Origin of the sequence: Ammoniphilus sp. YIM 78166, from assembly GCF_004522215.1 — a bacterium.
Classification (GTDB): domain Bacteria; phylum Bacillota; class Bacilli; order Aneurinibacillales; family RAOX-1; genus YIM-78166.
This window is the reverse complement of record NZ_SDLR01000002.1, coordinates 422,382-446,810: the sequence shown is the minus strand read 5'-3', so window position 1 is coordinate 446,810 and position 24,429 is coordinate 422,382. Positions and strand designations below refer to the sequence as shown.

General features: G+C 45.1%; 26 protein-coding genes. 6 read left to right on the top strand and 20 right to left on the bottom strand.

Features of this window, described 5'->3' with window-relative positions; translation table 11 throughout:
• Positions 1–25: 25 nt before the first annotated feature.
• From grpE to gpr, 7 genes are all read right to left on the bottom strand, one after another.
• Entirely contained in the window at positions 26–571 is a 546-nt protein-coding gene (gene grpE, locus EIZ58_RS08250) for a nucleotide exchange factor GrpE (RefSeq protein WP_134700129.1), read from the bottom strand.
• Between the two features lie 12 nt (positions 572–583).
• Positions 584–2,131 carry a TCP-1/cpn60 chaperonin family protein gene (locus EIZ58_RS08245; protein ID WP_205672131.1) on the bottom strand — a complete coding sequence of 516 codons (1,548 nt, stop codon included), beginning with the start codon at positions 2,129–2,131 and terminating at the stop codon, positions 584–586.
• 33 nt (positions 2,132–2,164) lie between these two features.
• Positions 2,165–3,202, bottom strand: a complete 1,038-nt coding sequence (gene hrcA / locus EIZ58_RS08240; RefSeq protein WP_134700127.1) for a heat-inducible transcriptional repressor HrcA — start codon at positions 3,200–3,202, stop codon at positions 2,165–2,167.
• A gap of 84 nt (positions 3,203–3,286) precedes the next feature.
• Positions 3,287–4,429 (bottom strand): radical SAM family heme chaperone HemW, encoded by a 1,143-nt coding sequence (hemW, locus tag EIZ58_RS08235; protein WP_134700126.1) that lies wholly within the window; start codon positions 4,427–4,429, stop codon positions 3,287–3,289.
• Between the two features lie 65 nt (positions 4,430–4,494).
• Positions 4,495–6,309, bottom strand: a complete 1,815-nt coding sequence (gene lepA, locus EIZ58_RS08230; protein ID WP_134700125.1) for a translation elongation factor 4 — start codon at positions 6,307–6,309, stop codon at positions 4,495–4,497.
• 95 nt (positions 6,310–6,404) lie between these two features.
• Positions 6,405–6,737, bottom strand: coding sequence for a DUF3679 domain-containing protein (locus EIZ58_RS08225; protein ID WP_167577566.1), 333 nt, complete (start codon positions 6,735–6,737; stop codon positions 6,405–6,407).
• A gap of 23 nt (positions 6,738–6,760) precedes the next feature.
• Positions 6,761–7,888, bottom strand: coding sequence for a GPR endopeptidase (gpr, locus tag EIZ58_RS08220; protein ID WP_134700123.1), 1,128 nt, complete (start codon positions 7,886–7,888; stop codon positions 6,761–6,763).
• Between the two features lie 175 nt (positions 7,889–8,063).
• Here gpr and rpsT point away from each other — a divergent pair, with 175 nt between their 5' ends.
• Positions 8,064–8,330 carry a 30S ribosomal protein S20 gene (rpsT, locus tag EIZ58_RS08215; protein WP_134700122.1) on the top strand — a complete coding sequence of 89 codons (267 nt, stop codon included), beginning with the start codon at positions 8,064–8,066 and terminating at the stop codon, positions 8,328–8,330.
• A gap of 58 nt (positions 8,331–8,388) precedes the next feature.
• On the opposite strand, the gene holA is transcribed toward rpsT, so the two are convergent.
• From holA to EIZ58_RS08185, 6 genes are all read right to left on the bottom strand, one after another.
• A complete protein-coding gene (gene holA, locus EIZ58_RS08210) occupies positions 8,389–9,417 on the bottom strand; it encodes a DNA polymerase III subunit delta (protein ID WP_134700121.1) in 1,029 nt (342 codons plus the stop codon).
• 175 nt (positions 9,418–9,592) lie between these two features.
• A complete protein-coding gene (locus EIZ58_RS08205; protein ID WP_134700120.1) occupies positions 9,593–10,621 on the bottom strand; it encodes a zf-HC2 domain-containing protein in 1,029 nt (342 codons plus the stop codon).
• Complete coding sequence (locus EIZ58_RS08200; RefSeq protein ID WP_134700119.1) at positions 10,618–11,166, bottom strand: RNA polymerase sigma factor; 549 nt, start codon at positions 11,164–11,166, stop codon at positions 10,618–10,620. Before EIZ58_RS08200 ends, EIZ58_RS08205 begins: the two co-directional genes overlap by 4 nt.
• Positions 11,159–13,570: a DNA internalization-related competence protein ComEC/Rec2 gene (locus EIZ58_RS08195; RefSeq protein ID WP_134700118.1), complete on the bottom strand. Its 2,412-nt coding sequence runs from the start codon at positions 13,568–13,570 to the stop codon at positions 11,159–11,161. Before EIZ58_RS08195 ends, EIZ58_RS08200 begins: the two co-directional genes overlap by 8 nt.
• Before the next feature lie 102 nt (positions 13,571–13,672).
• On the bottom strand, positions 13,673–13,966 hold the full coding sequence (locus EIZ58_RS08190; RefSeq protein WP_134700117.1) for a YggT family protein: 294 nt from the start codon (positions 13,964–13,966) through the stop codon (positions 13,673–13,675).
• Between the two features lie 69 nt (positions 13,967–14,035).
• A complete protein-coding gene (locus EIZ58_RS08185) occupies positions 14,036–14,452 on the bottom strand; it encodes a deoxycytidylate deaminase (RefSeq protein ID WP_134700116.1) in 417 nt (138 codons plus the stop codon).
• Between the two features lie 109 nt (positions 14,453–14,561).
• On the opposite strand from EIZ58_RS08185, the gene asnB reads away from it, so the two are divergent.
• Positions 14,562–16,484 (top strand): asparagine synthase (glutamine-hydrolyzing), encoded by a 1,923-nt coding sequence (gene asnB / locus EIZ58_RS08180; protein ID WP_134700115.1) that lies wholly within the window; start codon positions 14,562–14,564, stop codon positions 16,482–16,484.
• 104 nt (positions 16,485–16,588) lie between these two features.
• Here asnB and EIZ58_RS08175 read toward each other — a convergent pair whose 3' ends face one another.
• The 3 genes from EIZ58_RS08175 to EIZ58_RS08165 form a co-directional block, all read right to left on the bottom strand.
• Complete coding sequence (locus EIZ58_RS08175; protein ID WP_134700114.1) at positions 16,589–17,800, bottom strand: saccharopine dehydrogenase family protein; 1,212 nt, start codon at positions 17,798–17,800, stop codon at positions 16,589–16,591.
• Between the two features lie 184 nt (positions 17,801–17,984).
• Positions 17,985–19,274: a homocysteine synthase gene (locus EIZ58_RS08170; RefSeq protein ID WP_134700113.1), complete on the bottom strand. Its 1,290-nt coding sequence runs from the start codon at positions 19,272–19,274 to the stop codon at positions 17,985–17,987.
• Positions 19,275–19,355: 81 nt separating this feature from the next.
• A complete protein-coding gene (locus tag EIZ58_RS08165; RefSeq protein WP_134700112.1) occupies positions 19,356–19,970 on the bottom strand; it encodes a helix-hairpin-helix domain-containing protein in 615 nt (204 codons plus the stop codon).
• A gap of 94 nt (positions 19,971–20,064) precedes the next feature.
• Between EIZ58_RS08165 and EIZ58_RS08160 the strand changes: the two genes are divergently transcribed.
• The 4 genes from EIZ58_RS08160 to yyaC all read left to right on the top strand — a co-directional run bounded on the left by EIZ58_RS08160 (position 20,065) and on the right by yyaC (position 22,174).
• A complete protein-coding gene (locus EIZ58_RS08160) occupies positions 20,065–20,319 on the top strand; it encodes a DUF2533 family protein (RefSeq protein WP_167577565.1) in 255 nt (84 codons plus the stop codon).
• Positions 20,320–20,419: 100 nt separating this feature from the next.
• Positions 20,420–21,247, top strand: a complete 828-nt coding sequence (comER, locus tag EIZ58_RS08155) for a late competence protein ComER (RefSeq protein WP_134700110.1) — start codon at positions 20,420–20,422, stop codon at positions 21,245–21,247.
• 94 nt (positions 21,248–21,341) lie between these two features.
• Positions 21,342–21,563 (top strand): hypothetical protein, encoded by a 222-nt coding sequence (locus EIZ58_RS08150; RefSeq protein WP_134700109.1) that lies wholly within the window; start codon positions 21,342–21,344, stop codon positions 21,561–21,563.
• Positions 21,564–21,628: 65 nt separating this feature from the next.
• Positions 21,629–22,174, top strand: a complete 546-nt coding sequence (gene yyaC / locus EIZ58_RS08145; protein ID WP_134700108.1) for a spore protease YyaC — start codon at positions 21,629–21,631, stop codon at positions 22,172–22,174.
• A 28-nt stretch (positions 22,175–22,202) separates the two neighbouring features.
• Here yyaC and EIZ58_RS08140 read toward each other — a convergent pair whose 3' ends face one another.
• The 4 genes from EIZ58_RS08140 to EIZ58_RS08125 are packed head-to-tail and all read right to left on the bottom strand — an operon-like array spanning position 22,203 to position 24,429.
• Positions 22,203–22,952 carry a class I SAM-dependent DNA methyltransferase gene (locus EIZ58_RS08140; RefSeq protein ID WP_370297639.1) on the bottom strand — a complete coding sequence of 250 codons (750 nt, stop codon included), beginning with the start codon at positions 22,950–22,952 and terminating at the stop codon, positions 22,203–22,205.
• Positions 22,936–23,277: a ribosome silencing factor gene (rsfS, locus tag EIZ58_RS08135; RefSeq protein ID WP_134700106.1), complete on the bottom strand. Its 342-nt coding sequence runs from the start codon at positions 23,275–23,277 to the stop codon at positions 22,936–22,938. The genes EIZ58_RS08140 and rsfS overlap by 17 nt, the downstream gene beginning before the upstream one ends.
• A 2-nt stretch (positions 23,278–23,279) precedes the next feature.
• Positions 23,280–23,864: a bis(5'-nucleosyl)-tetraphosphatase (symmetrical) YqeK gene (gene yqeK, locus EIZ58_RS08130; protein ID WP_134700105.1), complete on the bottom strand. Its 585-nt coding sequence runs from the start codon at positions 23,862–23,864 to the stop codon at positions 23,280–23,282.
• The gene (locus tag EIZ58_RS08125; RefSeq protein WP_134700104.1) at positions 23,851–24,429 is read right to left on the bottom strand and encodes a nicotinate-nucleotide adenylyltransferase; all 579 of its coding nucleotides are present in this window, start codon (positions 24,427–24,429) and stop codon (positions 23,851–23,853) included. Before EIZ58_RS08125 ends, yqeK begins: the two co-directional genes overlap by 14 nt.

Genomic DNA, 24,429 nt, shown 5'->3' with positions numbered 1-24,429 from the left:
GTTAAATGTACTTTTAATTTATAAACTATGAGCTGACCTTCACCATGGCAGGGCGAACCACTCGATCTTTGAGAATATAGCCCTTTTGCAACTCTTGGATTACGATGCCTGCTTCATGATCAGCACTTTCCTCTTGCATAACGGCTTGATGGTATTGGGGATCAAATGGCTTGCCTTCTGCCTCAATGGCTTGCAATCCTTCTTGTTCAAGGACTTGCTGGATCTGGCGAAGGACCATTTCTACTCCCTTTACTAGAGAGTCTGAGTGTTCAGCATTTTGTCCAGCGGACAAAGCTCGTTCTAGGTTATCAAGTGCTGGGAGAAGAGATTCAATTACAGGCAAAGAAGCGTATTTAAGCAGCTCCTCTTTTTCTTTGCGTGTTCTTTTGCGGAAGTTGTCAAAGTCCGCTTGCACTCGCAAATAGCGATTGTAATTTTCCTCCGCTTCTTGCCTTAGAGCGAATAAGGGATCGGACTCTTTTGCTGCTTCTTCCTGATTCAGTTCTTCTTGCTCTGTTTCCTTGGACTCTTGCTCCAGTATTTCTTGCTCTGCTCCATTTCTCTCTTCCATTGCAATCAACTCCTATTCCTCTGAATCGGCATGTGGTTTCATCCGAATCACGGTATGAATTCGTAAGATGCTCTCCGCCACCTCACCAGCAGCTTTAAGGGCATAGTATTTAACTAAAACGGGGTCGACAATGCCTTTCTCAAACAGATCTTGAACGCTTCCTGTGGAAAAATCCAACCCCATGGAAGGAGTAGTGGCAGCGATCTGGGCAGACCTTACTTCTTCGACCTTTTCTAGCGGGTTAAAGCCAGCATTGACGATCATTTGATGGATAGGTTTCTGAAGGGCTGCAACGACCGCTTCCACTCCATAGCCTTCTAAGCCTTGTAAGTTCGCCCGCCACTGTTCTAGCTCCCTAGAAACGGCTAGTTCTATGCAGCCGCCCCCAGCAACGATTCCACCTCTTACAGCAGCCTGAACAGAGGAAGCCGCATCTTTTGCAATCCTACCTCTTTCTCCTACCACCTCAGCTGTTGAAGCACCGACCAAGATAGTAGCCGTGGGCTTCCCCTGTCCCTTCTCAATCCGAACTCTGTTGGTTCGGTCGTCCGCATGCATGAACGCTGCCCGACCCAGAACATCAATCAGTTCTGAAATAGATTTGTTTAACCCCGTTCTTTTAATCGACTTCGCACCTACGTGCCCTGCTAAACGATTCAGTTCCTCTTTGGAGACTCTATGTAACACTGTAATCCCCTTATCCGCACAGAATTCTTCGGCAAAGGGATCGCAGGTGCGTTGACAAACAATGAGAGTTACGCCAGCTTCTGCTATCTTTTGTAGATTATATTTAAAGGTTTCTTTGTAATCAAGAAAACGCTGAAATCCGGTTTCGGTCCCCAACGCTTCCTCATCAATTTCTTCAGGTGCGAGCCCATCTTCAAGGATAAGGATCAGCGGTGCTGTAAGAGTGGAAGGCATTTGTTTAGAGATCGGCATCCGACTGAGAAGAACTCCTTCAAACACCTCGTTTTCCTCACCCGGGTAGGGATGAACGAGATCTGAAAGTCTCCAGTTTTCGGCAACTAGCTGATCATATCCAGCTAGCTTACAGCCCCTCATGACTAAATCACTGATATCTTCATATTCTCTCGCCGCGATGTATGCCACTCTTTTTAGGTAAGAGTCTTCCAAATCATGAATAGGCGAGGCAAGCTCCTGCAATCGAGTCAAGGAAAACTGAACTCCCTTCCGTATACCTGCAATCACTTGCGCGACAGGCACTCCCCGCTGGACCTGTGCTGCTCCCTCTTGAATTAATGCACTGGCAAGAATAGTCGCTGTTGTTGTGCCGTCCCCTACTTTTTCTTGCTGGGCTGTTGCTATGTGGATCAGCATTCGAGCCGCAGGATGCTTGACTTCCATCTTTTCTAGGATCGTGACTCCATCATTTGTAATAATCACATCTCCATTCTCATCCACCAGCATGGTGTCTAGCCCTTTAGGCCCTAGCGTCCCTTCTACTGCAGAGGAAACAGCACGAACAGCGTTTACGTTATTCATGAGTGTCGATAGCTTTTCATCCCCAGCTTTTTGCCCGGCATCAAGAGAACCTTTCATCATTGATCTCCTTATCTTTTAACCGCGCTACCGCTAGACTTTACCACTGTAGAATCTCTCTAGGGCTCGGGAAAGATCTTTAGCTAGAAAATCTACCACGCTAATCACTTTTCCATACTCCATTCGGGTAGGTCCCAAGATTCCAATTGTGCCAACTGGCTGCCCATCTACATGATACGTAGCGCTAATAATACTGCAATTACTAATGGCATCTTCCCTATTTTCTGTACCGATTCGAACCTGAATACCAGGTAGAGCCGGGCTAAAGTGTTTGAGCAACTGTTCATTCTTCTCTAGGAAATCGAATATCTCTTTCACTTTTTCTACATCCCGAAACTCGGGCTGCATCATAATGTTTGTCGTCCCTTTCAAGACAACCTTTTCTTCTATATCTTCTTGCGTAAATGTATTCTCAAGGATCTGAATAGCTGCCTGAAAGTTTTCCATCAGCTTCTGTAGCTCGGTAGAAAGTTCCCTCTGGATCTGTGATCTTAACTCGTGCAGGGGTATCCCCACAAGCTTGCTATTAAGGAAATTCACCAGCTTCTCAATCTCATTAATGGGAACTCCATCAGGGACATGGATCGTTTTGTTCTGAACCTTGCCCGAATTCGTCACAATGATGGCTACAGCTGTATCTGATGTAAGGGGAATGATCTGGATATGCTTCAACCGAGCATCGATCACCTCATGCCCTAAAACAATCGAGGTATAGTTGGTTAATCCGGATAGAATCGCAGCCGTTTGTTGAGTAATCTGCTCAAAAGCATAATACTTGTCAGCAAACAGCTTCCGAATATTCGTTACATCGCCATACGTAAGCTGAGAAGGTTGAACTAAGTGGTCTACATAATAACGATACCCCTTCTGTGAAGGGATGCGGCCCGCTGACGTGTGAGGCTGCTCTAGAAATCCCAATTCTTCCAAATCAGCCATTTCATTGCGAATGGTGGCTGAACTATACCCTACATCCTCCCGCTTAGAAATGGTCCGTGAACCGACAGGTTCGGCATGGCGAATATAGTTATCTACAATGGCATGAAGGATTTGGATTTGTCTCGTCGATAACAACCTGATCCCTCCTTATTATTAGCACTCCATTAAGTTGAGTGCTAAAACCTTCTTAATAAAAATACCAAATTGGCTAGACCCTTGTCAACTGGTCAGGAAACGAAGAAAAACCTCATTGCCTAAAGGAATTCCTTGCTCCGTCAACATGATCCGATCACCTTTTTCTTGAAGCAGTCCTAGTCCCATGAGCTCTTCGATTTCTTTTCCGAATACTTGATCAAGCGGCACCCGATAGCGCTGGAAGAAGTCTTCCTTAGAAACCCCTTCTATTAGGCGAAGTCCCATAATCATAAATTCTTCCATCGCCTCTTGCGATGATACTTCAAACTCCTCTACTCGGGGCAGCCCTCCTTCTTGAACCAGCTGGAGGTATTGCTGCACGGGACCAGCATTCACATGGCGGAATCCTTTTACATAACCATGAGCCCCTGCCCCCATTCCATAGTACTCTTCATTTTTCCAGTAGGTTTGATTATGGCGGCTCTCAAACCCAGGCTTCGCAAAATTGCTGATCTCGTATTGGCGATAGCCGTGTCTGGCCATCTCTTTTCTGACAAGCTCATACATGGCGACTTCCTCTTCCTCCGGGGGCAAAACAAGCTGATTGCGTTCATATAGCACATGGAATTTTGTGTTCTCTTCTACCTTTAAGCTATAGGCTGAGAAGTGCTGCAAGCCTAGTGCAAAAGCTTGGTCAAGGGTGCGCTGAAAGATTTGAAGGTTCTGACCAGGCAATCCGAAGATCAAATCGATAGAGATATTACCAAACCCTGCCTTTCTCGCATTTTCAATACTGCGCAGGACCTGCTCCGAATCATGAATACGCCCGATTCGCTTTAGAAGTTCGTCATCAAAGGCTTGAACACCATAGCTCAAACGGTTAACGCCGCCTTCTTTCATAATGATTAGTTTATCCAAGTCTGTTGTGCCTGGATTCGCTTCCATCGTAAATTCTATATCTTCTTCCTGATTCGCAAGCCAATGATTCACCGACTGCAAGAAATATTTCATCTGCTCAGCCGTAAGGAAAGTGGGCGTACCGCCACCTACAAAAATGGTCCTAACCGCTTCTGCCGGAACCCTCTGAACGGTTTGTTCCAACTCCTTCTCAAGGGCGTATAGATAATCCCAAATCAATTGCTGATTGTCTGTGACATAAGAATTAAAGTCGCAATAGTAGCATTTATTCGTACAAAACGGAATATGAATATAGACCGAATGGGGCATTCTAACCCCTCCCCCTTCAAATATAGATAAAGGCTTTGGCGAAAAATGCCAAAGCCTGCCTCTTCCTACTTTTTATCCATCTGCAAAACAGCCATGAACGCTTCCTGTGGAACTTCCACGTTCCCCACTTGCTTCATACGTTTCTTTCCTTCTTTTTGCTTCTCCAACAGCTTACGCTTACGGGAAATGTCTCCTCCGTAGCATTTAGCCAATACATTCTTCCGCATCGCTTTAATCGTTTCGCGGGCTACAATCTTTTTGCCGATAGCGGCTTGGATTGGCACCTCAAACATTTGCCTTGGGATCAATTCTTTCAGCTTCTCACAAAGCAGTTTGCCTCGGGCATATGCTGAATCCTTATGAACAATAATGGACAAAGCATCGACTACTTCTGCGTTCAGCATGATATCCATCTTCACCAGCTTGGATTGGCGATATCCGATCAGTTCATAGTCAAAAGAAGCGTAACCTTTTGTTCCGGATTTCAACTGATCAAAAAAGTCGTAAACGATTTCCGCTAAAGGCATTTCATAGGTTAGCTGCACACGATTTTCGTCAATGTACTGCATATCCATGAATTCCCCGCGCTTGCCTTGACACAATTCCATAATGGCCCCAACGAAATCCTTCGGCACCATGATCGACGCTTTTACGAAAGGCTCCTCTACAAAATCAATAAATTGGGCATCAGGCATCTTCGATGGGTTGTCGATAATAAGCTGCTCTCCATCTGTCTTGGTCACATGAAAAATAACACTTGGTGCCGTGGTGATCAACGTAATATTGAACTCACGTTCAATTCTTTCCTGAATGATCTCCATATGAAGAAGGCCGAGGAAGCCGCAACGGAATCCGAAGCCTAGGGCTTGAGAGGTTTCCGGTTCAAACTGTAAGGACGCATCATTGAGCTGGAGCTTTTCCAGGGCTTCACGAAGGTCATTGTATTCTGACGTATCTACGGGATAGAGTCCGCAGAATACCATAGGATTGATCTTTCGATAACCTGGAAGAGGTTCCTGTGCTGGCTTCTCCGCACTCGTGATGGTATCCCCCACGCGAGTGTCGCCAACCGACTTAATGCTCGCAGCAACAAACCCAACATCACCAACAGTAAGTTCATCTACAGCCATAGGAAACGGAGCAGAGGTTCCTACTTCCGTAACCTCAAACACCTTGTTTGTAGCCATCATTCTTACTTTCATACCTTTGCGAATGGTCCCATTAACGACCCGAACATTCGCGATAACACCCCGATAAGCATCGTAGTAAGAATCAAAGATCAGGGCTTGTAATGGTTCGTCTGGATCCCCTTGGGGAGCAGGTACCTTCTGTACAACTTGCTCCAAGATCTCTTCAATCCCGATGCCAGCCTTCGCAGAGGCGAGTACAGCATCACTTGCATCCAAACCTATGACGTCTTCTACTTCTCTCTTTACTCGTTCCGGTTCTGCACTAGGCAAATCAATTTTATTAATGACAGGCAAGATCTCTAGATTATTGTCCAAGGCTAAATAGACGTTTGCCAAGGTTTGGGCTTCAATCCCCTGAGCAGCATCAACTACCAACAGGGCTCCTTCACAAGCGGCAAGGCTTCTAGAGACTTCATAGGTAAAGTCTACGTGTCCGGGAGTGTCAATCAAATGGAGAATATATTCCTCGCCATCTTTAGCCTTATACTTTAGGCGAACGGCGTTGAGCTTGATCGTAATGCCTCGTTCTCTTTCTAAATCCATAGAGTCCAGAAATTGGTCTTCTTTTTCCCTATCGCTTAGAGTTCCAGTAAACTCCAGCAAACGATCCGCTAGGGTAGATTTTCCATGATCAATATGAGCAATTATAGAAAAATTGCGTATCTTCTTTTGTCTTTCACGTCTGTCCATGTTTAGCAAATACCTCCCTGAGGCCAAAAAATGCACTAAGTTTGATTATAGCAGGGGAGGTTACCGGAAGCAATGCCTTTCATGGATTTCGTCCTTTAGCCTAGAAGCCACCCCATTAGTTTTTGAGAAGCCAAGGTCATCCAAGTCCCCACTTCGTTTCCAATCTTACTCGCCCAATTTTCCGATGGCCTTTCAGATGGGGGTGGACTTGATCGCTCAGGAATGATGTCTTGCTCTAATGAATACTGTCTGCCCAACACCGTCATTTCAAGCTTCCCATGTTCTGCGCGAGTAATGTCAAAAGATTGCTTGGGCTCATGATCCAAGCCCTCCACGCGATGGATTCCTTTTTCCGCTAAGTGAATCCCCCCTATGACTAAACAAGACATGAACATGACGAGAACGATGAATTGGATTCTCCATTTCATTAGAAACATCACTCCTTTAACAATCAATGCGTGTAAGCCGAAACATTGTTCATATCAATAATGTCATGGAGAGCCGCATTTAACCCGTTAGCGATAATATTGGCCATGTCCTCCACAAATTCATCCACTTCTTTTGGCGTTACAATCAAATTATGTCCTAACGGCTGTAAAACCTCACGAATAAGCTCTCGCTTTTCCTGTTCCGGCAGGGTTCCTACAAGACCCATAATTACTTTTTTCCCTTCCTCTGAAGGTCGGTCTTCCTCTGCGAAAGGCTTTGGCTTACCCGGCAAATTAAAACCCGCAGGAGTAAGACGGCTGGCAGGGGCAGGATTGGCATTTTCGCGCATCTGTCTACCCATGTGCGAAAGCACATAATCTATAGTGTCACTCGCTATGGAGACGGCATCGACAACAGTCGGGACACCAATGGCGATAACTGGAACGCCTAAGGTTTCACGGGTAAGTGGACGTCGCTTGTTTCCTACTCCGGAGCCTGGGTTAATCCCCGTATCAGAAATTTGAATGGTACTGTTCACTCTTTCAATCGATCTCGATGCCAATGCATCTACGGCTATAACAAAGTCTGGCTTGGTTCGCTCCACGACCCCGTACACAATTTCGCTTGTTTCTATGCCTGTAATCCCTAGTACTCCAGGTGAGAGGGCACTAACCGCGCGATATCCTTCATCCACATGCTCGGGCATTAGCTCAAACAGGTGACGAGTGACTAACAGGTTTTCCACGACAATCGGGCCGAGGGCATCAGGCGTTACATTCCAGTTCCCCAATCCGACCACTAGCGCTTTTGCTTCTTTGTCGATTCCAAGATCGGCCAGAAACTGGCTAAAAGCTTGCGCAAACTGAGTCGCCACTTTATTTTGAAGCTCCGTATCCTTTCTTCGGAGACCAGTAGCCTCAATGGTTAAGTAATGTCCTGGCATTTTCCCAATGGATTGAGCGCCTTGCTGATCCTGCACGTGGACTCTAGTAATTCTAACCCCTTGTTCTTCCTTGGTTATCATCTCTACACCCGGAATGTAGGGAACACCTGTTCTTTCTGTAGTTAATTGATGTGCTTCGAGAGCAAGATCCGTCCGTATAGCATACTGGCTGAGATCAAGATCATGATCCGTCTTTTCTTGTGACATGATTCTACATCTCCTTATCTTCCATTTTTTCACAACTATTCTATAATTATAATGCTAAGTTTGCCTTACTTTTATACAACTCCGTTATTGCATTTCTATTTTCGGCATGATAGAATATTTTCTGTTGCTAACTTCAGCGAATGTTATTTATGGATGCACCAAGGAGGTGAATCTGATGCCAAATATTAAATCTCAAATTAAGCGTACCAAGACGAATGAAAAAAGACGTCTTCAGCGTGCAGCACAAAAGTCTGCCCTTCGCACAGCGTTGAAAGGGGTAGAAGTAGCAGTTGCTACAAACGACGTGGCTGCAGCTCAAGTAGCTTATAAATTTGCAGCTAAGAAGCTTGACAAGGCTGTGACTAAAGGTCTTATTCATAAGAATGAAGCTTCTCGCAGAAAGTCTCGCTTGGCTCAAAAAGTGAACGGCGTTACTGCTTAATCACTTACCATAAAAAAGAGTGTTCTTGTACCTAAGACAAGAACACTCTTTTTTTGTTTTATTGAATCATATCCCGCAGCCTCATGAAAAAAAGCTCAAGGGAAAGCACCTTATCCATTTTTCCAGATTTGATGCGATAATCCTCCTCGGCCAAATAAGCTAATATATTTCTCAATGCCGACTCCTTAAACCGTTGAGACTTTTCAGCCGCTAGCTTTACGGGATAGGGATGCATGCTAAGAGCTGATGCAATCTGCTGCTGAGAATACCCTTTTGCGCTCATGACCTTGACCTGGAGAATTAAGCGAAACTGTCGAGCTAACAAACTAAGGACGGTCAGCGGTTCTTCCTTATTCTTTAATAAGTCGTAGTAAATTCTTAGAGCTTGATCGATCTCAAGCCGAGAAACCTTTTCTATTAGGCCGAAAATGTCTTGTTCTAAAGTACGGGATGCAAGCTGATAAACGACCTCTTCCGTTATTCGCCCTTGTGAACCGACATACGAGGACATCTTGTCCAGCTCCTGCTGTAAGCGGCGGAGATCATTGCCCACGATGCGGTCTAAGGTCTGGACCGCCTGATCCTCAATTTGAACCCCTAGCTTCTGCGCCCTTCTTCTCATCCAGCTCCACAACTCTTGGTCCTTCAGGTGCATGAAAGGCACATCTGCCTTGTTTGCCTTTAGCGTCTTGACTAATTTTTTTCGTTCATCTAGCTTGTCCTGCATAACAGTCAAGATCAAAAGGCTTGTTTCGATTGGACTTTCTATATAGGTTTGCAAGGCTTCAACCTGATGCTCTACGTTCCCGGATGATTTGGCTCCTGTCAAGAACAAAGCATTCTTAGCTACCACGACTCTTTTTTCCCCCATAAACGGATGCGTCTCTGCATCCATTACGGCATGCTGTATAGGGGTCTCCTGTAGGTCATACACACTAAAATTAAAATCTAGGAACTGTTCATCCAGCACTTTATCTCGTAGAAAATGTATAAACTCTTCGATCAGAAAGGTCTCTGTTCCATACAGCAAATAAACGGGTTTGATCTGCCCTTGCTGAATGTCTTTCATCACACTTCGGTATTCCATGACTTCACCTCATAGCCTTGCCTTTGAGACTTTATTATAGCACAAAAACCGCAGCCCCGATGGACTGCGGTTTTACCTTTTTTCCCGAATATGTAAACGTCCGGCCGCTACATCCTAGGCTTGAGCAGCCAGACGGGAAGCAGAATTTAATGACTTGCTATACTATACGCGGGAGTTATTGCTTTTGTTCCTGTCCTTGCTTTAGATCGATGGTCCATTTTTCTGGCTGTGTCACACCTTCTTCCCCTTGAGTCCCATTGACTGGGAAAAGGGTATAGAGCACGGTTTGATCATCGATCCACTCCACGGAAACGTAGACCGTGCCTTTCCATTCATGGCTGCGGAAAACTTCATTTCCTTGCAGGTCGGCTACAATCACTTGCTGCCCCTCCACATGGGCACTCCAATTTCCGTTTGGAGAGAAAAACAAATCTCTTCCAGGCTGCTGCTTTTTTTCTTCAGGCTGTTCGGCCATTAAGCTCATAGTCGGTCCCTCTTCCACTCGAGCTTGCTCCTCTGGAACCGTCTCTGGAATAGCCATCATAGCCATATTCTCCGTATCTTGTGGTTTGGTTGGCTTCTCAAGATCCGGCTCAATCGCTCTTTTACTGGCAATAGCACTGTCTTCCTTGTCAGATGTTTCGTGGTTCTGCGGCTGATTATCCTTCTGCAAGACTTGTGGCTCAGGAACCGCCAAAGAAGCCATGTCTTGCTGTGGGTCATTTTCATTTGCTGATTCTGTTGATTTTCTCGCCATTTCCGGTTGATTTTCCTGCTCTGCGGGGATTTCCATTGACCTCATCAGGCTCTGGTCTGCCTTCTCTTCCACCCCTGCCATATTGAGTTCTGGTTCTTTCATTAGCTGCGGTGCAGTCAGAAGAAGCAGGATCACCGCTGCAGCACCACCTATCCAATAAGACCAAGACTTCCAAATAAGCTTGCGAGCCTTAAGAGGGGGGGGCACAGGACTTGGAAGACTTTCTTTTGGTTCATGTAATGCAGGCAGGATGGCATCAACTAAACTCTTCGGCGGTTCTACGTCGGGAAGAGACTCTAGCTGCAGATGCAAAGCCTTTAGGTCTTCGTACAACTTCTGGCATTCGCTGCATGAGCATAGGTGCTCCTCCATCAGAGAGAGCTCTTCTGGCGATAAATCATGATCAAAGCTTCGCTGCATAAAATCTACCACCTCTTCGCACCTCATACCTGAACACCACCTTTCTGATATTCCTGAAGAAGCTTTTGTAGTTGTTGTCTGGCTCTGAATAAGTGGGATTTAACGGTATTCAAGGGAAGCTCCAAGGCCTCCGAAATTTCATTATAAGAATAGTCCTGAATATATCTCATGACCACAACCGTACGGTGCTGCTCTGGCAATAGGTTAATGGCTTCTCGAATATCCTTTGCCATGTAGGTCATCTGCACTTCCTCTTCCACATCGGTTTGATCTTGAAGCGGCAGCTCATGTTCATCAATCGACATGGTCTCTTTACGCTTGCGGCAGTGATCAATGCATATATTGGTAACAATTCTTTGAACCCAAGTAGAAAACTTGGCCTTTTCCTGGAATGTATCAATCTTGTTGTACACTTTAATCAATGCTTCTTGGGCAGCATCCATAGCATCTTGCTCATTTTTTAATATATAATAAGCCGTCTTATAAACCGACTTTTCTATATTTCTCAAGAGTTGAATCAGGGCGTCGCGATCGCCCGCTTGCGCAGCTCTGATCAGATCTGCTTCAGTCACTTGTGTTCCCCCCTCTGATATCTTTCTGACGCCGGTCCTTCTCAAAAAGTTGCAGGTAAGACCAAATCCGAATTTTTCCTGGATGTAATTCGAGTATCACAGCCCCCTGCTCATCTGTTCGATAAATTCGGCTAGGGACGGCTTTTAGGTTTTCTACCGTCTGCTTATGGGGATGGCCATAGCGATTTTTCTGCCCTGCTGAAATGACAGAAATAGCCGGTTGAAGTGCCTTCACCCATTCCTCGATCGTCGACGTGTTGCTTCCATGGTGAGCTACCTTAAGCACATGAACGGGAGCGAGCGAGTAGTTCTCCAAGATCTCCAACTCCCCCTCGCGCTCCACATCTCCAGTGAACATCACTTTATAATGATAAGCTTCAAGCTGCAAAACGAGCGATTGATTATTTCCCGAGGCCGAAGCTTGGAGAATACCCGGATGGAGGATCTTCCATTTTATATCTGCTGCCTCCGACCATTCCATTCCTCGCTTTCCTTGGTAAATGGGGACACCTTTTTCCTTTAGAAGCTCGAAAAGCTCTTTTTCCTCCTTGCCTGTGGGAGCTATGCCATTAAAGAGCGCTAGACCAACCGGCATTTCTCTCACAATAGAAGCTAATCCTCCTATGTGATCTACATCCCCGTGCGTCATGATTAGCTTGTCGATGTTCTGAATTCCTTTCGATTTCAAAAAAGGGAGCAGAATGTCTTTACCCGGATCAAAGGTTTTCTGCCGTTTCTTCCAATCTTCTTTATCATAAGCTAGAACGCCACCGCCATCAATGAGATAGACTAGATTTTGGGGCATTTGAACTACGATCGCATCACCCTGTCCCACATCTAAAAAGGTTATCTCAACCTTATTTTTATCCAACTGCAAGATAAAAAGGGTGATCCCAACTAGGCCTAAGGACAGGAGCCAGAACCCCTTATTTCTCTTTATTATCCATATTCCGCTATAAAGAACAATGTAATATAGTCCCAACCACCACAAGGGCGGTGACGGGATATACAATTGAAAAACGGGCCAAACCGTGATTTTCTCCAGTATAGGACCCAATCCGAGTAGAAGCTGGTCAATCCCTACCGTCCAAAGCCATACCAAGCTTGGGTGAATCAGCCCCATAACAAACAAGGCAAAACCAAACGGAATGATAATCAGAGAAAATAAGGGTACAAATAATATATTAACTGCTAATGATAGGAGGTGGTACTGGTGGAAGTAAAAAATGCTGAGAGGAAAGGATACTAGCTGAGCCGTGAGAGATACGGCTAATAGAGAAGAGATGACTAAAGGAAATCTGCTAAACCAAGGCATGATTAGAGGAACGAATTGAATAAGCCCCCATGTAACTAGAAAAGATAATTGAAATCCGATATCCCATATGTAATAAGGATCGATTAGCAGCATAATAAGCAATGCCGTCCCCCATAAATTTAACCCTTCTCGCGGACGATGAAGATAAAGGCCCCACAGGACAACCATGGCCATAATCCCTGATCGAACAATGGAGGGCGAAGCTCCTGCCAATACAATGTAGATGGGGATGGCCCCCATGGTTGCTAGGTTGGTTGTTTCTCTAGTTAGTCCAACAAACCGCAGAAAAGCCACAATCCCTCCTGAAATAATACTCATATGCAGACCGGATATGGCGAGCAAGTGAATCAACCCCAGCTTGCTGTATACATCCGTTACGGTTATCGGCAAGTCTGATCGGATGCCTAAGAGCAAAGCTTTCATCACTTTTGCCGCATCTTCCGGGAAGCTTCGTTCGAGAGATACGCTAAGGAAGTTTCGCAGCTGATGAAGCCGAACATCAAGTCTCCATGGCGAAGCTGGGCGTACTTCCAGCTTAGACCAAGCAGAAGAATGAACAATCCAATGAATCTTCTTATTATAGAGGAATTGTCGGTAATTGAAGGTTCCTGGGTTTCGAGGAAGATCAGGAGGGGTTATGCGAGCGGAAAAGGTTAGGTGTTCCCCTACGATTAGTTTTCTTGCGAGGGTTTGCTCATCTTGGCTCTGGAGTAGGATCCGGGCCTCCACTTTCTCCCTCACCTCTCGCCCTCCTGCGCTGGTCAGTTTTAATTGAAGTCGCACAAGGTCTCCATCGACACGAGGTGGAGAGGCAATAACCCCCGACACGATGATCTCTTTATCCGTCTCTTTCAACATGGTGATGTTGGATCCATCCACCCACGCATAGTAAGAAAAACCTGCTAGAAAGCAGAGGACGGCGATCAGCCGTTCCCTTCCCGCTAGGGCAAGGAGCGAATATCCAGAACAAACAAGTACACCACCTAAAGTTGCTAGCAAGTATCCGTACTCTCCTTGTCTTGCGAGATGCGATAGAATCATGCCCAAAGCCACGAGTAGACTGATCCAATACAGCGGTCTTGACTGCAAGGACTAAGCCCCCTTTCGCTATTTAGGATCATCTTATCTTGTTTAGAACAACAAAAAAAGCCCCCTGGAAAAGTGGAGCTTTCAGATTGAAAAGCAGTCTCTCTATGCGCCAAGAAGAAATCTTAACACGGTATGCAAGCCGCGGAGCAAGAAATCCGAGATCCAACTGTAAACGAAGAAGGCAACAATCGGAGATAAATCAATCATTCCTAGCGGAGGAATAAAACGGCGAAATACCGCTAAATAGGGCTCTGTAATGTTATATAAGAATTCAGCAAAACGATTTTCCTGCAATTGAGGCAACCAAGATAGCAGGATGCGTCCGATGAGCGCAAAGTAATACAAGCGAACCAGCAGTGCCGCCCCTTGCATAATAGTCATGATCAACGAATCCATCAATTATGTTCCTCCATTGTTTTTTTATAGTATCATTCCATTATACGTTTATTCCCATCAAAAAAAAAGTTAAGTCGTGCGGGGTAAGTGGACCATCTCTATATCATTGAGAAACACGCGGTTCCGGTCATTCTTATACCGATGCCTAAAAACAATCCGCTTGATCCCAGCTTGATTAAGAAGCTTTGAACAGGTCTCACAAGGTTCATGAGTAATGTAAGCTGTTGCTCCTTTTATTTCATCCCGCTTCGCATGGATAATCGCATTCTGTTCGGCATGGATCGTACGAATGCATCTCCCTTCCTCGTTGAGCAAGCATCCGACATCGGTGCAGTGCTCATGACCGTGAATGGAGCCATTGTATCCTGTCGAAATGATCATTTTGTCCAAAACAATGACACAGCCTACGGCAAGCTTATTGCACGTTGAACGGGTCCCTACCACATCTGCTATATCGAGAAAATATTCATCCCAAGACTTCCGCATGGAACTCCCCTCCTTTTACGCTATCGACATTGTACCACAAGATTGATTCTAGCTTAAAAGAATGTTAAAGTTTACTCTGAACGATTTCGATTAAAAAGGAGCATTTGCTATGTGCGGATTTGTCGCTCTTTATAATAAAAGAAAGCAACCACTTTCCCAGCAAAATCTTAAAGCTATGACGGACCTGATCATTCACAGAGGCCCTGATGATCAAGGCTTCCATGTAGACAGTCACATTGGCCTTGGCTTTCGCAGATTAAGCATTATTGATCTAGAAGGGGGAAAACAACCCCTTTGCAATGAGGATGGCGACATTTGGATTGCGTTTAACGGAGAAATCTATAATTACTTGGAACTTCAAAAGTGGCTAAAAGAAAGAGGACACCACTTCAAAACGGAGTCTGACACGGAAACGATCGTCCACCTCTATGAGGAGGTAGGTTTCGATTGCGCTAAACACCTAAGGGGCATGTTTGGATTTGTCATATGGGACAAAAAGAAAAACATTCTCTTCGGCGCGAGAGATCATTTTGGCATCAAGCCATTCTATTGGACCCAAACCGATCAAAGCTATGCGTTCGGCTCAGAAATTAAAAGTCTTTTGCAGGTAGCCGGTGTGGAGAAAAAGGTGAATCCTACTTCTTTCTATCACTATCTTACCTTTCAATATGTTCCAGACCCTGAAACCATGTTCGATGGCATCCACAAGCTGCCTCCTGGACACTTTTTTACACTTCAGGACGATGAGTTCAAGATTCAGCCCTATTGGGAAGTCCAATTTCAGCCTGAAGACAAGCCTTTCTCTTATTTTGTGGAGGGGACTCGCGAGATTCTTACCGATTCCGTTAATAAGCATAGGGTAAGTGATGTTCCTCGCGGGGCTTTTCTCTCTAGCGGAATTGACTCTAGCAGTATCGTAGCTCTTCTTAAGCAATACGAGGATGTCAAAACCTTTACCGTTGGCTTTGACATCCCCGGCTACAGCGAGCTTGACATTGCAAGGGAAACTTCGCGCTTTCTGAAGACGGATCACCATGAGGTAAAAATTAGTGCTGACCGTTATTTGGAAGAATTGCCTCGGTTAATCTGGCATCAAGACGAACCTGTAGCTGATCCTTCAGCCATCGCTTTATATTTCGTGGCAGAGCTTGCAAGCAAGCATGTAACGGTTGTGTTATCGGGTGAAGGTGCGGATGAGTTTTTTGGCGGTTATAATATTTACCGGGAGCCTCACTCCTTGCGCATGTTTTCCCATATGCCCGGCTTCCTTAAATCCTCCCTTCGCCATGCGGCAGAACTCTTGCCGGAAGGGACACGAGGAAAGAGCTTCATGATACGCGGATCGAAGTCCGTAGAGGAACGATTCTTCGGGAATGCACTGATTTTCTCTGAGGAGCTAAAAGAAAAAGTGACGATGAAAAATCTGGCTGCAGATCCCCTGTATACCGCAGCAAAGGATTTGACTTCCGCCATTTATAAGAACGCCCAGCATTATGACGATGTAACTAAAATGCAATATTTGGATATTCACACTTGGCTGCGCGGCAATATTCTCATGAAAGCTGATAAGATGACCATGGCTAATTCATTGGAGCTTCGCGTTCCTTTTGTCGATCCTAAGGTCTTTGAATTTGCTGCTCGCATTCCTACCCAATACAAGATTGCCAATGGGACCACCAAGCATGTCCTGCGAGAAGCCATGAAAGACATTCTCCCGCCGCAGATTAAATCCAGGAAAAAGCTTGGGTTTCCTGTTCCGACGAGACATTGGCTGAGAAATGACTTTTATCAATGGGCTAAAGAGCTTATTTATGATGCCAATGTAGACGAATTCATCAATAAGGCCTTTGTTCTTTATATGCTAGATGAACACAAAGAAGGCAAAGCCGACTATGGAAGAAAACTCTGGACGATCCTGGTATTCATGCTCTGGCACCAGATCTATATTGAAGATAAGTATTCCTTTGGTCCTTACGTCAGCCCCTATATTGAAACGCGACGCAAGCGTCTCGAAACGTATCATGTAGGTTAATAAACAGAGGATGTTTGCCAAGGGCCTTTCCCTTGGTAAACATCCTCACTTTTTTATTATCTATGATAATCAAATCACCTTGTAATTTGAGTAATTTCCTTCTTTCAAGCGGTATTCCGCTTCGTGATAGGTCCCGTTTTTTCAATAACATGCCATTCCATACCCATGGTCTTTAAGATCGTTAAAAAAGGTATCGGATCAATCAGTTCAGGAGGAATACATCCATGCTTCCCCTTTAGTACGTCGGTAGCGATGAGTTCTACGGCAGCTACGGGTGGAACACCGGTCTGCCAAACGGTAGCCTGGAATCCTGTTTTTTTATAAACTTCATCATGGTTAGCCAAAGTGTAAACATACAGTTCTTTGCTGCGATCCCCTTGAATCCCCTTCACGAGGGCACCAACGCAGGAAAATCCATGGATCTTACCTGCTAAATCAGCCGGTTTTGGCATCGTTGTCACCACGACGTCTCGCGGGATCACGCTGACTCCATTCACCTCGATCATTTCGTCGCTATCTAATCCTAGATAGGCTAAAACTTTGAGTGTATTGACAAAATCAGGGTGTAGGGCGTACTTAAAATCAATATATTGACATCCCTTTTGCTTTCCGATCGTTTCTCCGAGAGTGGTTACTTCTTCATGCTCTACATTATAGCAATCTAACCAGCCGATCGGCTCGGGAAATTCAAATTCCTCTTTATTAAAGAACGGATCCGGAAAAAATTGCTCTCCCTGATCTGCGGTCCAGTAGTTCGGTTTGGCAAGACACTCTTTGATAGCGGTTTGAGGACTGAAATAAGCACAAAACCCATCATAATCGACCATCGAATTATCGCCATCTCGTATCATGATAGATTGTACGCTATCCATCTGATCTACAGCATATCGGGCAGCTATATTGGAAAAGCCGGGATCGCAACCTATTCCCATTATTCCCAGAATGCCTCTTTTCTTAAATATAGGATCCCAGTCCAGCTGCTCCAACAACCACTTAGGACCATTAGAGGCCATATCAATATAGTGGGTTCCCGTTTCCAAACAGGCTTTCATGACAGGAATATTGTAATCCGGTAAGCCCGCATGAATGAGAACATCTGCTTTGCGCGACACTTGAACAACACTTTCAACTTTGCTTGCGTCCACACGGTGCACGAGAATTTCCGTTTTCGTAGCGGAACGAAGTTTATTAATAAATTCCTCCGCGTAATCGATGGAAATATCTCCAAGGATGAGTGTTTTCACATAAGATTTTTTTGCCAACTCCGCCGCACAAACCTGACCTACGCCTCCAACACCGAGTACTACTACTCTCAACAGGTCGTCCTCCTTAAGAATTTTAACAACAGTCAAACCGTTTAAGTACATCAACTAGAGTTCTCGTAACCATCTCCCCCTTTTTTCTAATTTATTTACATTTTATGCTTCAAGTTTCAAAAATAGGTCTGAATAGAAAAAGACAGGAGCCAGACGCATTCGTCTAATCCCTGTCTTCTTATGATTACTGTTGACTTGCCCGCAAGGCTTGATCCAGATCCCAAATCAAATCATCCGCGGTTTCTAATCCGATTGATAACCTGACCATATCAGGGGTTACTCCCGCCAGGCGTTGGCTCTCTTCATCCAGCTGCTGGTGAGTCGTGCTGGCAGGATGAATAACCAAAGACTTAGCATCTCCTACATTGGCAAGATGCGAGAACAATTGAAGGCTGTTGATAAATTTCTTTCCTTCCTCCAGTCCACCCTTAAGTCCAAAGGTAAAAATGGAGCCTGCTCCCTTAGGCATGTATTTTTTAGCTAGCGAATAATAAGCGTTGCTTTCTAGTCCTGGGTAGTTGACCCAAGAAACCAGCTCATGCTGCTCTAAAAATTCGGCTACCTTTTTGGCATTCTCTACATGGCGTTCCATTCGCAAATGAAGTGTTTCTAGCCCTTGCAAGAATAAGAAGGCATTAAACGGAGCCACAGCAGCCCCAATATCTCGCAACAAAGTCACTCTAGCCTTAATGATATAAGCTAATGGGCCAAGGGCTTGAGTATAGACCAAGCCGTGATAGCTTGGATCCGGCTCTGTAAGCAAAGGAAACTTGCCAGAGCTCCAATCAAATTTACCGGAGTCTACGATAATTCCGCCGATAGAAGTGCCGTGGCCACCGATAAATTTAGTAGCAGAGTGTACAACGATGTCCGCTCCATGCTCAATCGGACGGCACAGATATGGAGATGCGAAGGTGTTATCTACAATTAAAGGCAACCCATACTCATGTGCGATGTCAGCAATCTTCTCGATATCAGCGACATTGATGCGAGGATTTCCTATCGTTTCGATAAAGACGGCCTTAGTCTTTTCATTAATCTTGTCCCTAAATTGATCGGGTTGGTCCACATCGGCAAAAGATACCTTAATGCCCATCTTCGGGAAGGTATGCGCAAACAACGCATAAGTACCTCCATAAAGGCTGCTTGATGCCACAATCTCATCACCCGCTTGGGCGATGTTGAGGATCGAGTATGTAATCGCTGACTGGCCAGAAGAGGTAGCTAGAGCGGCAACCCCACCTTCAAGCTGCGCTACACGCTGCTCAAACACATCTTGAGTGGGGTTCATAATGCGAGTGTAAATGTTTCCAAATTCCTTAAGTGCGAATAAATTAGCCGCATGTTCTGTATCATTGAATACATAAGAGGATGTCTGGTAAATCGGAACCGCCCTTGAATTGGTCGTTGGATCCGGCGTCTGCCCTCCATGTAGTGCAATGGTCTCAAAGCCTAGTTTGCGTTCTTGCGTCATCTTCGTTCCCCCTTAAAAATCTTTTTCTTCTGAACATTAAGTTGATCATACGTTTTGATCCTAAATCTGTCAACCGCATTGTTACTTCACGCTAATCTGTTCCTTTACCTTTTCAAATAACTTGTCCCCAATCCCTGTAACCTTCTTCAAATCCTCTTCTCTTTCAAAACGGCCTTGTTTTTCTCGGTACTCGACAATAGCAGCAGCCTTGACTGCTCCAATCCCAGGAAGCTGGTCCAGTTCTTCAGCCGTCGCTGTGTTGATGTTGACGCGGGAGCCTGCTTTCCCGCTGCTAACGCTTGGCATGGGCAAGGGCTCTTCTCCCTTTAAGGGAATATACACCATTTCACCATCTTGAAGAGTCTTCGCTAAGTTAACAGCTCTGGTTTCTGCCTCGGCAAGCATACCCCCGCTAGCCTCTAGAGCTTGGTAGACTCGCGAACTACTGGCCAGCTCATACACTCCAGGTCGATGGACGGCCCCTTTTACATCAACCCAAATCGTTTCTAGTTCTGTAAGGGGAGCAGTAACCTCCCCCTCTGCCACCGGTTCTTCATAAAGCTTGGCTTCGAACGGCATAGAATCTTCCTTCACAGAATCCGTGCTCCAGATGACATAGCTCATACTTAAAAGGAAGGCTAAGGATAATCCTAACAATACGGCAAGTTTTTTTTCGCGAGGGGTCCAGTGCAGCATAAACGGCTCCTTCCCTAGATATTCAATTGCTTGTAAATAATATGGGGTTTCATTATAATCGAATGAGCATAAGAGGAATGGAGGATAAATGAAAATGAGTGTGCATCTTGAAATATCAAAAAAGGTTAATCAAACGGTGAGTCTTGTAGAGTCTTATCGAAGATTGGACAAGGTTAGGGAAAGTGAGATTGAAAAAGTGGTCAAGCAAGCAATGAATGGCGAGGAGTTCACTCTAGAGGCAATCAATCAGGTTACAGCTGAAATCAACCAATTGGCGGCTAAGCATCATCTCCCTTCTAGGCAGACGGTCACGAAGCAAATGATCATGGACTTCATTAACCAAGGCTAGTATAACCTAACGATTCTGGTTCGTTCAAGAGATTTAACGTATGGAAGCATTCCACCTGTCATAGATATAAAAATATACATTTTTACGGGAGGAATTAACCATGCGTGTAGGCTTTATCGGCACGGGGAGTATGGGAAGTATTCTACTCGATTCGTTCATCTCTTCGGGTGCCCTCCAGCCAGGTCAAATAACGGCCAGTAATCGAACAAGGGAAAAGGTCTTAAAGCTTTCCCAGGACTTTCCCGGCTTAACTGCGGCTGTGGATAACGCTGAGGTTGTGCAAAAAAGTCAGGTGATTTTCGTCTGTGTAAAGCCTTTAGAATTTAAAAAGGTGTTTGACGATATCATTCCTTGGATCAAGCCTGAACAAATCGTGATCTCCATCACCAGTCCCATCTTGCTTAGAGACCTAGAAAAGCAACTACCTTGCAAAGCTGCAAAAGTAATTCCCAGCATCACGAATTCGGTTCAGGCGGGTGCTTCTCTCATCATGTTCGGCAATCGCTGCGCGGAAGAAGATCGCGAATGGATCCATCAGCTGTTCTCAAAAATCAGCTCGCCTCTAGAAATCGAAGAGGCCTATACCCGCGTTTCCTCAGACATTGTCAGCTGCGGTCCCGCCTTTATGAGCTATCTGCTTCAGAGATTCATTATAGCAGCGGTGGAGGAAACTGGCATTAGCCGTGAAGAGGCAACCTTTCTGGCAAGTCAAATGATCGTTGGCTTCGCTGATCTTATTTCTAAGGGGCCCTTCGATCTCGAGACCCTTCAACAGAGAGTCCTTGTCCCTGGTGGAGTCACAGGAGCGGGGCTAGCCGCTTTGGAAGGGATTGGAGATGTATTTAATCAGGTTTTTAAGAATACACACAAAAAGTATAATATGGACCTTCAAGAAGTTTCCCATATGTTTTACCAAGAAAAGAAATAGCCGTATCCTTATGGATACGATTTTTTTTTGTCAATTTTCCTCCCAAATTAGACATACTAAACTTAAAGAAACCAAAAGTAGGAGATGAATGATCATGATTCGCTTACAGTTAAAAAATGATGTCATGCTGTCCATGTTTTTCGATGACATTAAAGGTGGAAAATCCTCCTTCACTCCGGGATCCCATGGCATGCAAGCTACGGTCACGAACGAGGAATTTGATGGATTCCTCAAAGCGAATAATCTTATTACATACCACAATACATTGAAGGGCTACGAGGATGGTACGGTATACGGGGAATTCAATACGGAATAGAAAATCCGCATTTTCCCTAGATGCCTTGGTCTGAAAAATGAATACCTTATAGTGGGTGATTGCAAATGTCCCTGCTATATCAGGTTTCATACAAGAATCAACAGGCGGTTCCTTTACTGGGCGAGCATATTAGGGCAAGATTGCTCCAACAGGCTGAACGCTCGAATCTCATCATCCTATGTATAGGAACCGATCGGTGTACGGGAGACGCTCTGGGGCCTTTAATCGGAATGAACCTGGAGCGAGCTCAACTGTCCTCTCCCCAAATTTGGGGAACTCTAGAAAAACCCGTTCATGCGCTCAATCTTAAAAAAGCTATAGAAAAGCTATCTACTCAATCTAAACCAACGGTGATTGCTGTAGATGCTTGCCTCGGTCTTCCCCAACATGTTGGGGATGTCCAAATTGTAGACGGTCCCTTGCGGCCAGGGTTAGGCGTAAGAAAAGTTTTACCTTCCGTAGGCGATTTTCATATTAAAGGCATAGTCAACAGCAATGGTTTTCTAGATGCCATGGTTCTCCATAATACTCGCCTGCACACGGTAATGGAGATGGCGCATGTCATTTCGGAAGCATTGATCTATGCTATAGGCAAAAAGGCAAATTCCTAAAGCGTTGCTCGCTTTTGGAATTTGCCTTTTACTTTTTACTAGCCACATAAAAAATTCTTTCACTGGTGTCTGTTGGTTCCTGATTAGTAAAGTCGGCCGAGCAATGAAGGAGTTCAAAGCCTGCTTGATAGAGCCACTCCACGAGTTGCTCATGGCTGTAGCCTCGCTGCACATGCACTTCTTCAAACCTTCTGTAAAGGTGCCCTTCTTTGGCAAATATCGTTAAGTCATGATAGACCTTCGCTTCTCCCTCGAGCTCACATTGCCAAATATAGGCGACATCCTCTTCTGTAAGCGTAAAGGTTGAATCAGCGAACACTTCATTGATTTTGTAAAGAGAGTGGACATCAAATAAGAAAAGCCCTCCAGACTTTAAGGCACCACATATCTGCAAGAACGTCTGAAATACATCGACGCCTTCAGTTAGATAATTAATGGAATCGCAAAAACTAACGACAGCATCTACTTCCACAGCGACTTCAAGTTCTCTCATATCCTGGTGAAGAAGCTCAACCTGTACGCCTTTTTCTTTGGCTTTATCATAGGTTATGGCCAGCATTTCCTCAGATAGGTCCACTCCAGTTACATGATAACCAAGTTGAGCTAGTGGGATAGCAATAGCCCCTGTGCCGCAACCCAAGTCCAGTATAGTCCGAGGCTTTACTCCGAATCGATCCCACATGCTCTCAGCGAAGCTGATCCACTGCTCGTATGGCGCTTCAGTCATCAGTAAATCATAGACCTGCGCTAAATGCTGATAACTAGTGTGTGGTGACAATACTCGCATCTCCCCAAATCCGCTCAATGTTATAATATTCTCTTTCATCCTTATGGAAGATGTGGACGACCACATCGCCTAAGTCTACAAGTACCCATCTTGCCTCGTCATAGCCCTCGACCCCTTTTAGCTCAATGTCGAGTTCATGCACTTTCTTTTTCAGCTCCGCTGTCAAGGCCTGTACTTGGGTGGAAGAGTTTCCGTGGCAGATCACAAAGTAATCTGCAATCACCGAAAGATCCTTTATATCCATAATCATGATATTGCTTGCTTTTTTATCTTCAAGAATCTCAGCTGTTCTTTTTGCAATTTCCAATATACTCATGTTTAACTGCTCCTTTCTTGCCTATCAAGCTCTTGGACAAGGTCGTTATACGTGTCAATTGTTAAGGGGTAAATGCGCTTTTGCTGTTTAACTAGAAAGGTAATGGTATTCCCCAATGCCTTGACCAATGCCCGATTCAGGTCCTGGTTGGCCAACTCGCGAACTTCTTCTACTCCAGGAAAGTGCCTTCCAGGTTCAATGTAGTCTGCCAGCCAAAGAATTCTCTCGAGAAGGCTCATGCCTGGCCGTCCGGATGTATGAAAGCGGATGGCATTTAAGACCTCAGCATCTTCAATATGCAGATCACGCTCAACCACAAGAGCGGCAACAGGCGCATGCCAAAGCTCCTTATCATAGCGGAGGAGATCATCAGGAATCCGGTCACTTTGTTCAATCCACTCTTTCATCCTGGACTTATCCCAATATTTGCAGAAATCATGAAGAAAACCTGCGAGTTCTGCTTTTTGTTGATCGGCACCATATCGCTCAGCTAGAGCCACCGCCGTGCTTGCTACACCAAGGGTGTGAGTAAAGCGGTGATCTGTCATCTGCTCCTTTACTTTGCTCAATAATTCATCTCGATTCATACAACCGATTCTCCTCAATATATTCTCTGACTTTATCCGAGACCATGAACCGGATCGATTGACCTTCTCTTCGTCGTTGCCGAATGAAAGTAGAGGATAAATCAATCAACGGCATCTCTACCATCCTGACATGCTTTTGGGCAAATTCATTGTCTGGACAATACCCAGGACGATGCACACCTACAAATTGCACGCATTGCACTAATTCTTGAATTCGATGCCAGTGGGGCAAATAATCAATCATATCGCCACCGATGATAAAATAAAACTCATGCTCGGGAAACCGGTCTCGCATCAAAGTGATCGTATCAAAGGTATAAGAAGGACCCGGTCGCTCTAGCTCAAAATCAACAGCCCGAAAGTAAGGAATACTTTGAATGGCTAACTCCACCATTCTCAGTCGTTTCCGGGCATCACTTACTCCACTCTCATCCTTATGAGGAGGGATTTGGGCTGGCATAAACCACACCTCGTCTAACCCCATCTGCTCCCTCGCTTGTTCAGCGCTGAGAAGGTGTACAAGATGGATGGGATCAAAGGTTCCACCTAGAATTCCAACTTTCAT

Bases quoted from the DNA above. Each gene is read 5' to 3' on its own strand.
- grpE (WP_134700129.1), bottom strand. From the start codon at position 571: ATGGAAGAGAGAAATGGAGCAGAGCAAGAAATACTGGAGCAAGAGTCC.
- EIZ58_RS08245 (WP_205672131.1), bottom strand. From the start codon at position 2,131: ATGAAAGGTTCTCTTGATGCCGGGCAAAAAGCTGGGGATGAAAAGCTA.
- hemW (WP_134700126.1), bottom strand. From the start codon at position 4,429: ATGCCCCATTCGGTCTATATTCATATTCCGTTTTGTACGAATAAATGC.
- lepA (WP_134700125.1), bottom strand. From the start codon at position 6,309: ATGGACAGACGTGAAAGACAAAAGAAGATACGCAATTTTTCTATAATT.
- EIZ58_RS08225 (WP_167577566.1), bottom strand. From the start codon at position 6,737: ATGAAATGGAGAATCCAATTCATCGTTCTCGTCATGTTCATGTCTTGT.
- gpr (WP_134700123.1), bottom strand. From the start codon at position 7,888: ATGTCACAAGAAAAGACGGATCATGATCTTGATCTCAGCCAGTATGCT.
- rpsT (WP_134700122.1), top strand. From the start codon at position 8,064: ATGCCAAATATTAAATCTCAAATTAAGCGTACCAAGACGAATGAAAAA.
- holA (WP_134700121.1), bottom strand. From the start codon at position 9,417: ATGGAATACCGAAGTGTGATGAAAGACATTCAGCAAGGGCAGATCAAA.
- EIZ58_RS08205 (WP_134700120.1), bottom strand. From the start codon at position 10,621: ATGAGGTGCGAAGAGGTGGTAGATTTTATGCAGCGAAGCTTTGATCAT.
- EIZ58_RS08190 (WP_134700117.1), bottom strand. From the start codon at position 13,966: ATGGATTCGTTGATCATGACTATTATGCAAGGGGCGGCACTGCTGGTT.
- EIZ58_RS08185 (WP_134700116.1), bottom strand. From the start codon at position 14,452: ATGCGGAAGTCTTGGGATGAATATTTTCTCGATATAGCAGATGTGGTA.
- asnB (WP_134700115.1), top strand. From the start codon at position 14,562: ATGTGCGGATTTGTCGCTCTTTATAATAAAAGAAAGCAACCACTTTCC.
- EIZ58_RS08170 (WP_134700113.1), bottom strand. From the start codon at position 19,274: ATGACGCAAGAACGCAAACTAGGCTTTGAGACCATTGCACTACATGGA.
- EIZ58_RS08165 (WP_134700112.1), bottom strand. From the start codon at position 19,970: ATGCTGCACTGGACCCCTCGCGAAAAAAAACTTGCCGTATTGTTAGGA.
- EIZ58_RS08160 (WP_167577565.1), top strand. From the start codon at position 20,065: ATGAGTGTGCATCTTGAAATATCAAAAAAGGTTAATCAAACGGTGAGT.
- comER (WP_134700110.1), top strand. From the start codon at position 20,420: ATGCGTGTAGGCTTTATCGGCACGGGGAGTATGGGAAGTATTCTACTC.
- EIZ58_RS08150 (WP_134700109.1), top strand. From the start codon at position 21,342: ATGATTCGCTTACAGTTAAAAAATGATGTCATGCTGTCCATGTTTTTC.
- yyaC (WP_134700108.1), top strand. From the start codon at position 21,629: ATGTCCCTGCTATATCAGGTTTCATACAAGAATCAACAGGCGGTTCCT.
- rsfS (WP_134700106.1), bottom strand. From the start codon at position 23,277: ATGAGTATATTGGAAATTGCAAAAAGAACAGCTGAGATTCTTGAAGAT.
- yqeK (WP_134700105.1), bottom strand. From the start codon at position 23,864: ATGAATCGAGATGAATTATTGAGCAAAGTAAAGGAGCAGATGACAGAT.
- EIZ58_RS08125 (WP_134700104.1), bottom strand. From the start codon at position 24,429: ATGAAAGTTGGAATTCTAGGTGGAACCTTTGATCCCATCCATCTTGTA.